Origin of the sequence: Shewanella sp. SW32, assembly GCF_025653365.1 — a bacterium.
GTDB lineage: Bacteria > Pseudomonadota > Gammaproteobacteria > Enterobacterales > Shewanellaceae > Shewanella > Shewanella oncorhynchi.
Genome location: NZ_JAKKSJ010000042.1, coordinates 1 through 14749, shown reverse-complemented (window position 1 = coordinate 14749; position 14749 = coordinate 1). Strand labels below are relative to the sequence as shown.

Sequence of the window (14749 nt, the reverse complement as noted above, 5' to 3'; positions counted from 1 at the left end):
ATTAGAGCGCATTCTCAGTCGGTAAACGAATACCTACGTTAGTGACTTTACCTTCATACAACCCCGCCACCACCCAATGCAACGACTGCCAGTGGAACTGATCCCCAAGTACAGGATTGGCGCCAAGCTGAGATACCACAAGGTCTGCGACTGTCATATCATCAGCGAGATTATCTAAACTCAAACCATAAATAGGCGCGAGATCCGCAAGCTTAACGTCTGTTTCAATAAAGAAATCACCGAAGAATCGTTGTACTTCTTTATTTTCTGGCGCTTGGCTAAAGAGGTTACTCAAGGCTTCTAAACTTTTCTCCTGACCCAGCACACAGAGTATATCGCCCGCTTCGAGGCGAGTGCTACCCGATGGATGCAACAAAGTGTCATCCCTAAATACCGCCGCAATCCGTGTCCCATCTGGCATAGCTAAGCGCTTTAGCGGCTCACCAATACACCACTTACTTTCACTCAAACGATAGACAAACACTTCCCATTCGCTGCTCGGGTAAATTTCAACTCCCGAGCGCGAAACGGGTAACGGCTTTGGGGGCAGTTCCACCTTAGCTAAACGCGCTGCTGTGGTCAAAGATGCACCTTGAACCAGCAACGACACTAATACAACGAAGAAGGCTAAGTTGAAGTACAACTGAGCACCCGGTAAGCCAGCCATCATAGGGAATACTGCTAAGATGATAGGCACAGCGCCGCGTAACCCCACCCAAGAAATAAACCAGCGGTCGCGACTGCTAAAGCTCTTAAATGGCAATAGACTGATCCATACGGCGACAGGGCGAGCAAATAAAATCATTCCGAATGCCAGAGCAAAACCTGGGATCATGATATCGACTAAATCTGAAGGGGTAAGCAATAACCCTAATACGAGGAACATGCCGATTTGACTGACCCAAGTCATACCATCCAGTACGTTCAAAATCGCATGACGGCCACGGGTTGGCTTATTGCCGAGGAACAGACCCACTAAGTAAATCGACAGAATACCACTACCACCCAGTTTGTTGGACGCAGCATAAATAATCAGACCACCGCTTAAAACTAAAATAGAGTACAGACCATCAGCTAACTTGCTTAAATTGACGAGCTTCCACAGCATCCAGCCGCCGCCTAAACCTAAACAGATCCCCAGACCAAATTGCTTAATAAAGCTAATAAGCATAAAGCTGAAGGACAACTCACTGTCGACATTGGCAAGAATGGCAATCAAGGTTACGGTTAAGAATACCGCCATGGGATCGTTACTGCCGGACTCAATTTCTAAGGTCGCACCAACCCGCTCGTTAAGGCTACGCCCTTTAAGCAGGGAAAATACCGCAGCGGCATCGGTCGAGCCCACAATCGCGCCCACCAGCAAACCTTGCAACCAATGCAAGTCGAACAACCATGCGGCCATCATGCCGGTGATACTGGTCGTAATGGCAACGCCAAAGGTCGCCAACGATAATGCAGGCCATAGCGCCACCCTAAAACTGGCAACGCGGGTGCGCATACCGCCATCGAGTAAAATAATCGCTAAGGCTAAGTTACTGACTAAATAGGAAGTTGAATAATCATCAAACTGGATTCCACCAAGGCCATCTTCGCCAGCCAAAATACCCACAGCGAGGAAAATCAATAAAATAGGGATGCCCAAACGGGAAGACATAGGACTAAGTAAAACACTCACTGCTGTAAGCAAGGCGCCAATCAGAAAAAAACTATTGATGGAATCTGCATCCACAAACGCCTCCTTAATACAGGTTGTTTAGTTAAACGATAGACAAATCACCGAGGTTAAAAATGACTCAACTCACAATTTTATGATTTTATATTAGCACAAAAATATCGAATTATTGGAGCGTTAAATATTAAATTTCAATCATCTACATAAAAAATGTCATAAAACCAACTTTCTATTAACCTTTAGATAAAGGCGAACGTAAAACCTAAAGGATAGCAGAACATCACCACACGACTTAATAAGCATTAAAACAAATAAATATCAAATAGTTAAAAATAACAAACTGAACGTAAACTCAAATCATTCAAGCAAAACTCAGCTCACAAACCTGCATAAACTAACGGTATCATAGCCAATTTAGTGCCAGATAAAATAATGTCGTATAAAAGGTGAATATTTGAACATTATTCTTAAGCTAATTGTTTTAACTCCATTTATTTGCCAATGAGATGATTTAAACTCACTTTATCCGATGAGCAATAGCCTTGTCAGAAAAGGACCACACACTGTTTTCCCAAAACAAATCAATTCAGTTCCAGTAACGCCATACATGCTCGCCATTCAAACAGACACGTTTTAGATTGGTTAACACTGCAAATATTTTTCATCAAGCAGGAAGGCATGCACAAGACAATTGAGTACAGCAGGTTTTAACGACAAGACTAAATACTGGCAATTGACGCCGCCAAGGAAAACCGTTAAAACAAAAAATTAAGCGATAAATACGCCGTACTGATCATATTTCAGTTGAAATAATGTCCAAAATAAGGAAGGATGCGAGCTTCGCGCGCCAGTGCATTTTGCTCGTCAAATTGCCGCTCTCGTTTTAAGAGAGAAAGCTGCGTTAAACACGCTTTTTTATTAACAGGAATCGTAGTATCCGCTTATGAGTATGCTTCGCACCACAGCTTTATTATTGACTTTGGTTTTCCCTAGTCTGTCCGCTTTAGCAACGGAATATCCTTTACCAGCCGCCCAAAGCAGGCTAATTGGCGAGAACCAGTATTATACGGTTCCAGAGGGTAAACACACTCTCGAAGATATCGCAGCCAAATACCAACTTGGTCTCAGTAACTTACTCGAAGCTAACCCAGGTGTGGATCCATTTCTGCCAAAACCAGGTAGCCAACTGATCATTCCATTGCAATTGATCCTGCCAAACGCTCCCCGTGAAGGCATAGTGATCAACGTGGCTGAAATGCGGTTGTATTACTATCCAAAAGGCAAAAAGACTGTTGAAGTGTTGCCTATTGGTATTGGCCAAATCGGTAAAGACACACCAGAAAACTGGGTGACCACTGTACAACGCAAGCGTGCGAACCCAACTTGGACACCCACACCGCGCATTCGTAAAGAATATGCTGCTAAAGGTGAAATCCTGCCAGCGGTATGGCCAGCCGGTCCAGATAACCCTATGGGACTGTATGCGCTGTATATCGGCAACTTGTATGCGATTCACGGTACTAACGCGAGTTTCGGTATCGGTTTGCGTGTCAGTCAAGGTTGTGTGCGTTTACGCCATGAAGATATCGAGCATCTATTCAAGACTGTACCAGTGGGAACCCGGGTACAATTTGTGAACCAGCCGATTAAAGCAACCGAAGAGCCAGACGGTAAACGCTACTTAGCCGTGCATCAACCATTGTCTCGCACTGTGGCGGAGTTTGAATCAAATGAGCCCGTTGCGATATCACTGCCAAAAGAGATCGCTAAGTTTATCGCTAAAGCTGACACTGATTCTTCTGTGATCAAGAAGCTACTCGATGAACGTACTGGTGTGCCAATGCGAATTAATCAATAATTCACTGGCGAATACCACCTAAAAAAATACCCGCAATCTGCGGGTATTTTTTGTCATGTCAGGCTACTCACTAACGTAATAGACTAACATATCAATCACATAAAGGTGCACACAGGGCCAAGAAGTGAGTCATAGCAGCACTGTTTGCTAATACGCGTTGATCGAAGTTTTGCAACGCAGGCGTTTCAGTACAAGCACCGACACGAGCACCACTTCGTACTAAACAAGCTTCAAAAGACGTATCAAAATGATTGAAGATCAAACCATCCTTAACAGGACACCCATCAATCTCACCGTCTACCGCAATCGGGAAATAACCACCTAAAGTATCTCGCAGATCGAGACTAAAACGTCCAGGCACTTGGCTTGGCTCAAAAGAATACACATAGGCTTCACGACTCAAGACATCTTCATGGCAAGTTAAAATACCGTCTCGACTCGCAGCAAGCAGTAACTGTGCATGCTCTAACAATAGCTTACCTTCAACCGATGTATGTTCATTCGCTTTAGGTTTACCGTTCTCAAATACAAAACCACGATTTGGGTTTTCGCCGTATTTATTAAATCTATGACCACGGCTGAATCCAGTAGGATTGACGAGGGGCAATAAACTCAAGTTCACCCGTTCAAATAGGTCTGCTGAAGCTTCACTCAAAAAATGCAACAAACCCCATGGGCCTGCAGATTCTTCGCCATGAAATCCTGTGCTGATCAATAAAGAAGGTAAGCCTGACTTAGCGGCCGGCGACTGATACAAGCTAACATCGTATTTACCTACTTCACCCAATGTTTTCTCAACCATGCCCAAACGGGTCATTTCCTGCTCAAGCAGCAGATAGAAATTATCAATATCAGTGCTTTCACAGTTAAAAATATCGCTTTTCCACTGAAAGGATTCGAACGGAGATCTGCTTACCATATCTTGTACTTATGCCAGAAAAAGAACTGTGCCATCATAGCAGTTCTTTTCAAAAACTGAATGCTATTCAACTGATTTCGATGAAATCCGAGCAGTCGTCGACAGTGGTGCAATCTGTATCGATAGCTGCAAATGTATCAATTGCCTGTCGTTAATGGTATCCAGCTTGAGTAAGGCATTTAACAAATTAAAAAATAAGCTCGGCAGGACGCACTTATGAACACTCAAATCACCTTTTTTATCGCCCTTTCGGCCAGTGTTTTCAGTCATACGCTACAGGCCCAATGTCGCGCCGAGCAAGATGCACAAGCCTTATATGCGCTCGAAGCGAATATAGAGACCTATACGCTACAAAATGGCCTAACAGTGCGATTACTGCCCATGGCAGATAAACAAACAGTCACAGTCGCCAGCCAATTTAATTTAGGCGCCCGCAACGAAGCCCAAGGTCAGAGCGGTTACGCCCATCTGTTTGAGCACATGTTGTTTAAAGGGAGTGAAAATGCCCCCGGCGATACCTATGCTCAGCAGTTCAGTGCTTTAGGTGCACGTTTTAATGCCAGCACGCATTTTGACTACACCAACTACTATGTGACGCTGCCAAACCAAGCATTAGAATTGGGCTTATATCTCGAAGCCGATCGCTTTATCCGCCCTAGCCTTAACGCCACTACGGTTAAAAATCAGCAGGAAACCGTACTGCAGGAAATGGCACAAACCATAGATAATCAGCCCTATATCCGTAGCGCGATGGCGTTTTTACTCGAGCAAGTAAAAGGCACTCCCTACGGTCACGGTATTATTGGCAGTCGCGAAGATATCTTGCAAGCCACGCAAGAAAACCTAACTGCCTTTCACCGTGCTTATTATCGTCCCGATGCGATGCAGCTTTCCCTTGTCGGCAAACTGAGCCCACAAACCCGACAATGGATTGAGCAAAATTTTGCGACTTGGTATAGGCCAACAATTGCTGAACCTGAATTTTCTGAGTTAACAATCCAGCCTAAACAAGTACATGCTGAGTTAGTTGATGAGCGCGGACCTTGGCCTGGATTACTGCTTGCTTGGCATACCGTAGGTAAAGATCACCCCGATGCGGCGGCAATTCGGCTGCTAGAAGGCTATTTATTTCAAAACACCGCCAGTGCACTCGCTAAACTCAGTCTGCATAATCCCGAACAAATGCTCAGCTACTCCCTGCCCTTTAAGTTAGAAAATCACGGCATAGCGAATATCGTCTTGGTCCCACGGGCACGGACCTCACTCGATGCCTTAGTGCAAAAAGTATTGGGACTTGTGGCACAAACGCAGCAAGATGCTCTGGATGAAGCAAGTCTTTGCACACTTAAACAAGTGTGGTTAAACAATCAATTACAACAACTGGATGACACCCAGGCCTTAGCTACCAAGCTTTCCGCAACGTCGGCTCAAGATAAAGACCATCCCTTTACCGCGCAATGGCAACGGATCAACGCAGTCACGGCCGACGATATCCAAAGCGTCGCAAAACGGTATTTCAACCAAGATTATGTCCGAGTCGACCTACTGCCACCTTGGTATATTCGCTGGGGTAAAACGCTACTGGAATGGCTGCCTAACGATATGAGTGACAGTTTAGAGGATGCGGTATTATGACGACTCAGACAATGTCAAAGCAGCTACAAGGCTTAATGTTCTGCGCTCTGGCTTTATCACTAAACGCCTGCCAGCAGACGCAGATCGTCTTCACGCCGAGCGAACCGCCGAGTTTGGCCCATTTTGAAACGCCAAACTCTTTAGCCCATTCTTTGCCTAGCTCTTTGAACAGTCATTTACCCAAAAGCAGCGTCATTATCCCCGTAACGGATGAAATTTTTACCGATGAAGTCCATACCGAATTGGATTTACCCTATCAGTTACATCGCCTTGCCTCACTTCAAATTAATAGCAGTGTGAGCAACAGGGTCAGTTTAGCGGCAGTGAGCCCGCAAGTTCCCTTCAATAATCCTGATATTTTACAGATTGCCTTTCAAGAAAAGGCCCGCGCACTTGCCATTAGCCGCGCAGATCCCTGTCTTGAGACTTTCAATATGCGTGTCAGCTTGCACAGCATTAATTTAAGCCTCACTTGCCCCGACGATGTTAACCATATCTACGGCTTACTACTGCAATTTTGGCAGCCAGATGCCTTTGTTGATGCGACAACCGCCCCCGCCGATGTCGACAATATTCGCCGTCAACTCAAGCTCAATAAACACTTAAACGCCTTTAGTGGCGCCGAGATAGATAAAGTGTGGCGCGATAAACTGCTCGGCCCTGAACATCCCTACAATAGAGTGATCAATAATAATGCATTGTTCGATTCACTCAGCCTAAGGCAACTACAACAAATCCAACAGCAGGCGGTAACACAAGCACAGTGGCATCTTTCCCTACCCAACCCTTTGGCAAATAACGCTAAATTTGACCTTCAAGCTAGCCTTAAACTGTGGCCATTATTGCCTAATTCAGTGCCGAAAGCGGATAAACCAGAGACAGTAAAGCCTCAGCAAATCAAGCGGATTTACCTTATTGATGCGCCGGGCAGCGTGCAAACCCAAGTCCGCCTAGGTTATGCCATAGATCATGTCCTAAGTGATGCATCAACTCAGCAGCAACTGAACCCACAGGAAGTCGCCTTAAGCTGTCGCAGTTTATCCGCACTCATGGGCCGCAGTTTTTCGGGCAGACTCTACTATGATTTACGGGAAAAACGCGGCCTCACCTATGGCATCTACGGCCAGTGTGCCAATGCACCGCTGTCCAGCAGCATCAAGTTTTACGGCAGTACAGCCATAGAACATACGAGCGCGTTTGTGGTGGGCATACTCGATCACCTCGCGCTAGTTAAGACGCAAGGTGCTAGCCAAGGTGAAATCGATGCACTTAAAACCTATTTGATCGGTGAAGATTTGCTCAGCCAAGACAACAGCATTCAACGTGAAAACCAATATATCCACCAAGTCGCGACAGGATCAACTCGAATTGATGTGCAAAAGCTGAATGCAGAGTTGCAAGCTCTAACGCCCGAAAGGCTGCAGCAGTTAGCCAACGGGGCGTTTAGCGGTGAACCATTGATTATCTTGCGGGGCGATGTTGATCGAATTCTTCCTGACTTAAAAACCAAGCTACCAGAGTGGCAGTTTGAAAGGGTTAAGGTTGGCCTAACTGACAACTAAAGCCAAATAATCCTTCTAAAAGATTCAAATGCGCGATCGACAGATTAGAGCTTATTGGTCGCACTGTCGCTGGCAGGCGGTGCGCCATTATCACCCTGCGTCATCTGTTCATGGCCTTGTTCCATTTGTTGCAAATCTTCCATCGCCGAATCCTGCTGCATGATCTGCAGATCAGGATCATCTGCCGGAAATACCGCCATATTGTCGGCATTCGCGCTATTTGGCGTAGCAGGTTGATCAGGAGACATACCATTTACTGCCTTAAGCCCCTCGATTGCCGGAGACACCTCAGTTTTCAACGTGCTGTTACTAAGATTCGGTAACCACTCACGCAATTGCTCGGGTCCAAAACTAAAACCTAATGCTATGACGACAGTTGCCACTGCAACATACAGCCAAGGGCGAATCGCCAGATGCTCACCTCTTAGTAAAGTGCTTTCACTGGCATATAAATGCGCATCCGAGCGTTGAGCTATTGGCGCGAGTGCTTGTAGCATGTCCGGCAAGGCATCGAGTTCAGGACCTTTAATGCGCTGACCAATAAACTGCCCACCTTCGTAAATCTCCATCTGATGACTGGCGACTTCACCGTCAACCACACCAGAACTGGTAATAATCAACTTATTACAACAGACTCTTCCGCGAAATACGCCGCAAACACGCAGCTCATGACAACTGACTTCACCAGAGATCTCGCCGCCAAGTTCGATCTTAATTTGTCCTGCTGATCTAATCTTGCCCTGCAATTTACCCGCAATGAATGCCGCGCTCTCTAACTGAATGTCGCCCTCAATCAAGGTTTGTGCACTGATAACCGTAATGCCATTGCCCTTACTCGCCATAGGGTTCATTCCATATCATTATTTTTGTGACAAAGATGTTATGGTAAAAGTCCTCGAGAATAAAGCACTGGTTTCGCTTAGTATTTAACCTAAGCCACAGAGCGGGACTTAAGTCACGCCAGCGACTATGTTACCCTGAGCATCTTGCCATATGGCTCCCGAGTACCTGAATATGAGTAACAGGATGCCTCAAAAAGGTGAGTGTTGATATCGCACTAAAACAAAGCTAAAGAACACACTAGCAGCAAACACCGAAAACAAACCGCCAACGAGACCCCGACATGGCACATTCAAACTCCGCTAGCTCGCAATCGATAACCCCAATCGTGACACCACTTGAAGCGTATCGCGCCAAGGTGAGCATAGATCTCATTGACGATCTCGCGCAGCAACAGGCGGTGTTGGCGCTCGATGTGCTATTTAAGCAGTTGATGCTACAGCCACATTCAGCACAGTTTTCCCTTATCAACAAACAAGCAATCAAGGGTCTGTATCTGTGGGGCGATGTAGGTCGGGGCAAAACGTTTCTGATGGATTTGTTTTTCGATTGTTTGCCGAGTGAAGGCAAGTTAAGACTGCATTTTCACCGATTTATGGCACGGATTCACCAAGCATTACGCGAACATTCGGGTAAACGAGATCCGTTAACTCTCATAGCTAAAAATCTCGCAAAAGAGTGCAAGGTGCTGTGTTTCGATGAGTTTTTTGTCTCGGACATTGGCGATGCCATGATACTCGCTGGGCTCTTTGAATGCCTATTCAAACAAGGTGTGGTGCTGGTCGCCACCTCAAATATTCCTATTGAGCGCTTATATGAGAACGGCCTAGCTAGACACAGATTTTTACCTTGCATCCAACTGCTGCAAACACACACTCAAATGCTGCATCTCAATGGCAACCAAGACCATAGAATGCACGCCATCAATGCTTCATTAAACAACGAGATTGGCATTGATAGCGCTGAAGTTAACGCCTCGATTTCCCGCAATATCGGCATTACCGGAACACTCGATTTTGAGCGGATTTTTGACAAGCTAGTGAATGGGTTAACGCCAAATACACTCAGTATGAGCGCTATTGGCATTAGTGATAGCAGAATGAGTAATGCTAGCCTCACCATCTGCAACCGTGAAATTCCAGTGATCCGCGCCGCTATAGCGCCAACAGGCAACTCAGTCGCTTGGTTCGACTTTTATGCCCTATGTGACGGCCCGAGATCCCAGCTCGATTATATCGAAATAGCCAGTCGATTTAAGATCTTAATGGTAAGCGGCGTTCCCAAATTAGGCGGCGAAATAAAAGGCTGGATCCGTGCCCGCGGCACAGAAGACGGTACAGGTGATAACCAAGCCGCAGCCACGGGCGAGCGCAAACTCTCCTATGCGGCCAACGACGACCCAGCACGGCGCTTTATTAGCTTGATTGATGAGTTATACGATCAAAATGTCAGCTTATATCTCAGCTGCGACGTGCCACTGAGTGAACTCTATCAAGGTGGCGCACTCAGTTTTGAATTCCGCCGCACCTACAGTCGATTAATAGCAATGAGTCGAAGTGAATGACCGTAAAACATTAGCGATTTATCGCTCTGTTGAGTTAGACCAAAAGCCTAATATTGATAAGCGAGAAGTTAGTCATCACGATAAAAATTCGAGGAACAATTAGTGACAAGATAATTCATGCATTCAGAATATAACAAGTCAAATACGCTATTTGCAGATACAAGCCTAGAAAGATGAATAAGTACCTAAATTGAAAATCTGCAATCATAGACAAACTAGTACAGAAAAAACATTATAATAGTTAAAAATCAAATACATAAAGTAGGAAATCCATCTACCATAATCGATTCAATCCACACAACCAAATGACTCATTACGTTCAATTTGCTTCTAGCTGTTGCTAACCTTGAGTTTTAAGGTACGGTGTAACTTAGTTTCAATTATTCTAATTTACAGCCTATAGGTTTAAATCGATCAAATTTATAACCTGCAACATAAAAGCTCAAAAATATAATCTATAGTTTATGCAATCAACTAAAGACTCATGATTCTGACTAAGCGCCATGACACTTAGTTCGAAATATTCGCTAGAAAATATTAAGAACAGCCTTAAACGGAACTCTTTTAAATACAGGGACGATTAACTTATGTGGTTACGACAATTTAAGATTGGCTCACGATTAATTGCTGCGTTTGGATTACTTGCTCTTGTGTTGCTACTTCAAGGAATCATGTCATTACAGACAATGTCATCCATGCGATCCACTGCAGAAGAAATTGAAGATAATACCCTACCTACGCTAGTCAGTCTGTCGAGCATCAACCTCAATGTGATGCGCGCTAGGGTGTTTACATTTCGCCTATTATTAGCAAATTCGACTGCTGAACTTAACAAAGGACTCGATACATTAAGGCAAACCCGCCAGAGTATTAAAACGGATCAAAAAAACTATGAGCCTTTAATTAGCCTGCCAGGTGAGCAGGAGCTCTATCAAGAATTTAGTGGCAGCCTTGATCTGTATTTAAAACATCAAGATGAGATGATCAGCAAGCTACAGGCGAATGATGCAGCCGAAGCTAAACGGATCATGGATGATGTCATGATAGTGCAAGCCGAAAAAATGACAAAGACGCTCATTAGCATTGGCAGCTTGAATACTGAATATGCAAAGGAACAAGGTCAAATAACTGCACAAGCCTACGACGAGAGTAAATGGCTAAACAGCATTATGATAGTGGGCTCCTTAATCGCTGCATTTGTAGTAGCAATATTTTTAACTCGCAGTATCGTGCAGCCAATGAAGGAAGCTGTAGGCATTTCTGTGGCAGTCGCAAGGGGGGATTTAACACAGAAAATCAGTACAGTGGGTAAAGATGAAACCAGTCAACTGATGCAATCATTAGCTGAAATGCAGCAAAACCTGCGCGACACTTTATCCCATATAGCAAACTCCTCTAGCCAGCTCGCCTCCGCCGCCGAAGAACTCAATTCCGTCACTGAAGATGCTTCCCGCGGCATACAGCAACAAAATGATGAAATACAGCAAGCGGCAACTGCGATTACCGAAATGAGTTCGGCAGTAGATGAAGTTGCCAATACGGCGGTGCTCGCTTCAGAAGCCTCTGAAGAAACCGCCCGCAGTACCGAATTAGGTAAAAAACAGGTAGATCAGACTGTCGCAGCCATTATCGACATGAATCAGGATGTGACGCAAAGTTCACAGGTTGTTCAAACCTTAGCGATTCAAGCGAGGGATATAGGTAAAGTTCTCGATGTGATCCGCGCCATTGCTGAGCAAACGAATTTACTGGCCTTAAACGCAGCCATTGAAGCGGCGCGAGCGGGTGATACAGGCCGTGGTTTTGCGGTTGTTGCTGATGAAGTTCGTGCCCTAGCCCATCGCACTCAGTCCTCGACCCGTGAAATTGAAGACATGATTAACAAAATCCAGCACGGCACCGAAACGGCTGTGCAATCAATGCAGCACAGCGGCCAAAAGGCTGAACAGGCACTCTCAGTCGCAAGATTGGCAGGGGATGCATTAAACACGATTAATCGCCAAATCAGTACGATGAATAACAGCAACATGGTCATCGCAAGCGCCGCCGAAGAGCAAGCGAAAGTCGCACGCGAGGTCGATAAAAACATTGTGAATATTAGTGATCTTGCCAGCCAAAGTGCTGCGGGGGCACAGCAAACCAGTGCCTCAGCGCATGAGCTCTCAAGACTCGCCGTTGAACTGAACAATCTACTGACGCGATTTAAAGTCTAGAGTATCACTTTATAATGGAATCAGAGGGTAATGGCACAAGATGTGTTAAACCGTTACCCTCAATGCATAACGCTATGATCTAGTTTAATAAAGCATTCCATAATACAAGCAAGACTCAAGAGTGATAGGACCGAGTTTGCGGTGCATGATTAAAGTGCATAGCCAGTTCACTGATATCAGTGGCAACCCATTCTGGCTCGATACACTCGACCAAATGCGCCGCCATAAAGTCCACCAGTTGCATGGCGGCATAGGGCAAACGGCGATCTTTACGGCCAACTAGATACCAGTTACTTTCGAGCGGAAACCCCGTAACAGTTAGAATTGCAGGTTTTTCGCGCCCTTCTTGCAAGGTATGCGCCGAAATCACCGACAAACCTAAGCCCGACGCGACGCTCAAGCGTATCGCCTCATTACTCTCGATTTGCATAGTGTCACCGAGCGTGATGCCTTGTCCGCTGCACCAAGACTCGAACATTAAGCGGGTGGCTGACCCCGGTTCGCGCACGATAAAACGCTCATTCTTAAGCTCGTTAAAATTCACTTGTTCACGACCCACTGCCCAATGCTCCTTTGGTGCAATCAGTTGCAGCGGATTTTTAATGATGCGTGCAGATAACACGTTATCGCCACTTGGAGGATGACTGAACAGGTATAAATCATCTTCTTGACGTTCAAATCTGCCTAATACATGGGCACGGTTACCAATGTTTAAGGTCACTTTAACCTGTGGAAACTGCCGATAAAATGCCCCTAAAATCCGTGGCAACACGTATTTGGCGGTAGTGACAATACCGATATTGATGTGACCGACACTGCCACCTTTAGCCTGCTGCATAAAAGCATCGAAATCCTCAAAACGACTCAAGGTATCGCAGGCTGCGCGGTACAACTCATTACCAATCAATGTCGGTAACATGCGGCCATCACGACTCTCGAGTAATGGCTCACCCAACACATCGGCCAGTTTTTTAAGCTGTAATGACACTGTGGGTTGAGTTAAATGCAATGCCCTCGCCGCTGCGGAAATATTACCTAACCGCACCACTTGCACATACACCTGCAGTAACCGAAAACTCAAATGCCGCAATTTAAGCTGAGTCGATGACGAACGCTTATCCATAGATAATTATCTATACCTAGGTGGTAAACAATTTATTTTTCAATATAACTAATTAGGTCCAAAATCACCAGCCATCAGGATCACTCGACAAACAAGCGCGTTTTGCACCGCTTAAAAGTCAAACTTAATGAGATACCTATGCCCGATATTGTCATTGCATTTTTCGCCTTAGGCCTGTTAGCTGGCCTAGTGAAATCAGATCTTAAAGTCCCACCCGCGATCTACGAAACCCTATCCATACTGTTAATGCTTACCTTAGGTTTAAAGGGCGGAATGGCACTCCACGGTCACACTCAAAACTTAGTGTTCACTGAGCTGTTAGCGGTTGTTGCCTTAGGTTTGATAATCCCCTTGGCCTTATACCCTGTACTAACCCGGCTGGTTCGCATTGGCCATACCGATGCCATTAGTATTGCCGCCCATTACGGCTCCGTCAGTGCGGGAACCTTTGCGGTGGTGATGGCTATGGTTGAAAAATCTGGGTTGATCTTAAGGCCAGAAACGACCCTATATCTCGTGCTGCTGGAACTACCTGCTATTGTCGTAATGCTCTGGTTACACAGATACTTAAGTGCCAAAAAAGCAATTGAAACATCACCCAAAAATGAAAATCAATCAAGCGTGTTGCACGAAGCCTTAACCAGCCGCGGCGTTGTCTTACTCCTTGGCGGTGTAGTGATAGGTTGGCTTTATGGCCCAACGGGACTTGCGCCGCTTACACCTGTGTTACTAGGCGGATTCAAAACCTTACTGGCATTATTTTTACTGGAAATGGGCTTAGTAACGGCTAAAGTGTGTTTGCCGCTACCACTGAAACAATGGCGCTTATTAGTGTTCGCCGCCGTAACGCCCTTTATATTGGCTTGGTGTGGTATTGGTGTAGGTGTTTGGCTGGACTTACCTTCAGGCAGCATTTTAGTGTTAGCGGCATTAAGTGCCAGCGCATCTTATATCGCAGCTCCAGCGGCCATTCGAGCCGCAATCCCCGAAGCCAATATAGGTCTGGCTATGCTAGCCTCACTGGGGATCACATTTCCAGTTAACGTGCTAATTGGCTTACCCTTATATCAACATTGGGTAACGCTCATTACAGCTTAGTACTTCTTCGCCGAGTAAAGAATCCGCCTTCTTAGAAGGCGGCTTTGACTTGCCCCTGGAAGGGGCTATTCCAAAAACTACATCATCTGCAACGACAATTGAGCCTCATGTTCCTGATCTTGTTTATCTTGATGGCGCACATATCGTCTAATGATTTCTTCATTAACACCTACTGTATCTACAAAATAACCTCTGGCCCAAAAGCTATTGCCCCATAGCTTTTTACGTACATGAGGGAATTTATTGAATAGCCTTATCGCAC

General features: G+C 45.5%; 10 protein-coding genes and 1 pseudogene. 6 read left to right on the top strand and 5 right to left on the bottom strand.

Translation table 11 applies throughout. From position 1 onward, the window contains the following. Position 1: 1 nt before the first annotated feature. Complete coding sequence (locus tag L5M28_RS20070) at positions 2 to 1732, bottom strand: potassium/proton antiporter (RefSeq protein ID WP_105251569.1); 1731 nt, start codon at positions 1730 to 1732, stop codon at positions 2 to 4. A gap of 886 nt (positions 1733 to 2618) precedes the next feature. On the opposite strand from L5M28_RS20070, the gene L5M28_RS20065 reads away from it, so the two are divergent. Continuing rightward, on the top strand, positions 2619 to 3533 hold the full coding sequence (locus L5M28_RS20065; RefSeq protein ID WP_105251568.1) for a L,D-transpeptidase family protein: 915 nt from the start codon (positions 2619 to 2621) through the stop codon (positions 3531 to 3533). 91 nt (positions 3534 to 3624) lie between these two features. Here the strand turns inward: L5M28_RS20065 and L5M28_RS20060 are convergent, their stop codons facing one another. Further along, on the bottom strand, positions 3625 to 4452 hold the full coding sequence (locus tag L5M28_RS20060; protein ID WP_105251567.1) for a M14 family metallocarboxypeptidase: 828 nt from the start codon (positions 4450 to 4452) through the stop codon (positions 3625 to 3627). Between the two features lie 216 nt (positions 4453 to 4668). On the opposite strand from L5M28_RS20060, the gene L5M28_RS20055 reads away from it, so the two are divergent. Next, positions 4669 to 6087, top strand: a complete 1419-nt coding sequence (locus tag L5M28_RS20055) for a M16 family metallopeptidase (RefSeq protein WP_263196147.1) — start codon at positions 4669 to 4671, stop codon at positions 6085 to 6087. Continuing rightward, positions 6084 to 7649, top strand: coding sequence for a M16 family metallopeptidase (locus L5M28_RS20050; RefSeq protein ID WP_263196146.1), 1566 nt, complete (start codon positions 6084 to 6086; stop codon positions 7647 to 7649). Before L5M28_RS20055 ends, L5M28_RS20050 begins: the two co-directional genes overlap by 4 nt. Positions 7650 to 7693: 44 nt before the next feature. On the opposite strand, the gene L5M28_RS20045 is transcribed toward L5M28_RS20050, so the two are convergent. Further along, positions 7694 to 8491 carry a polymer-forming cytoskeletal protein gene (locus L5M28_RS20045; RefSeq protein WP_263196145.1) on the bottom strand — a complete coding sequence of 266 codons (798 nt, stop codon included), beginning with the start codon at positions 8489 to 8491 and terminating at the stop codon, positions 7694 to 7696. Positions 8492 to 8772: 281 nt separating this feature from the next. Between L5M28_RS20045 and zapE the strand changes: the two genes are divergently transcribed. Beyond that, positions 8773 to 10053 carry a cell division protein ZapE gene (zapE, locus tag L5M28_RS20040; protein ID WP_263204257.1) on the top strand — a complete coding sequence of 427 codons (1281 nt, stop codon included), beginning with the start codon at positions 8773 to 8775 and terminating at the stop codon, positions 10051 to 10053. A gap of 587 nt (positions 10054 to 10640) precedes the next feature. Beyond that, entirely contained in the window at positions 10641 to 12266 is a 1626-nt protein-coding gene (locus tag L5M28_RS20035; protein ID WP_263204256.1) for a methyl-accepting chemotaxis protein, read from the top strand. A gap of 115 nt (positions 12267 to 12381) precedes the next feature. Here L5M28_RS20035 and L5M28_RS20030 read toward each other — a convergent pair whose 3' ends face one another. After that, positions 12382 to 13389 (bottom strand): LysR family transcriptional regulator, encoded by a 1008-nt coding sequence (locus L5M28_RS20030; RefSeq protein WP_263196142.1) that lies wholly within the window; start codon positions 13387 to 13389, stop codon positions 12382 to 12384. Between the two features lie 138 nt (positions 13390 to 13527). Between L5M28_RS20030 and L5M28_RS20025 the strand changes: the two genes are divergently transcribed. After that, positions 13528 to 14487 carry a sodium-dependent bicarbonate transport family permease gene (locus tag L5M28_RS20025; RefSeq protein ID WP_212600427.1) on the top strand — a complete coding sequence of 320 codons (960 nt, stop codon included), beginning with the start codon at positions 13528 to 13530 and terminating at the stop codon, positions 14485 to 14487. A gap of 77 nt (positions 14488 to 14564) precedes the next feature. On the opposite strand, the pseudogene tnpA reads toward L5M28_RS20025, so the two are convergent. Continuing rightward, positions 14565 to 14749 (bottom strand): annotated as a pseudogene (gene tnpA / locus L5M28_RS20020) (IS200/IS605-like element ISSod23 family transposase); the annotation flags it as partial.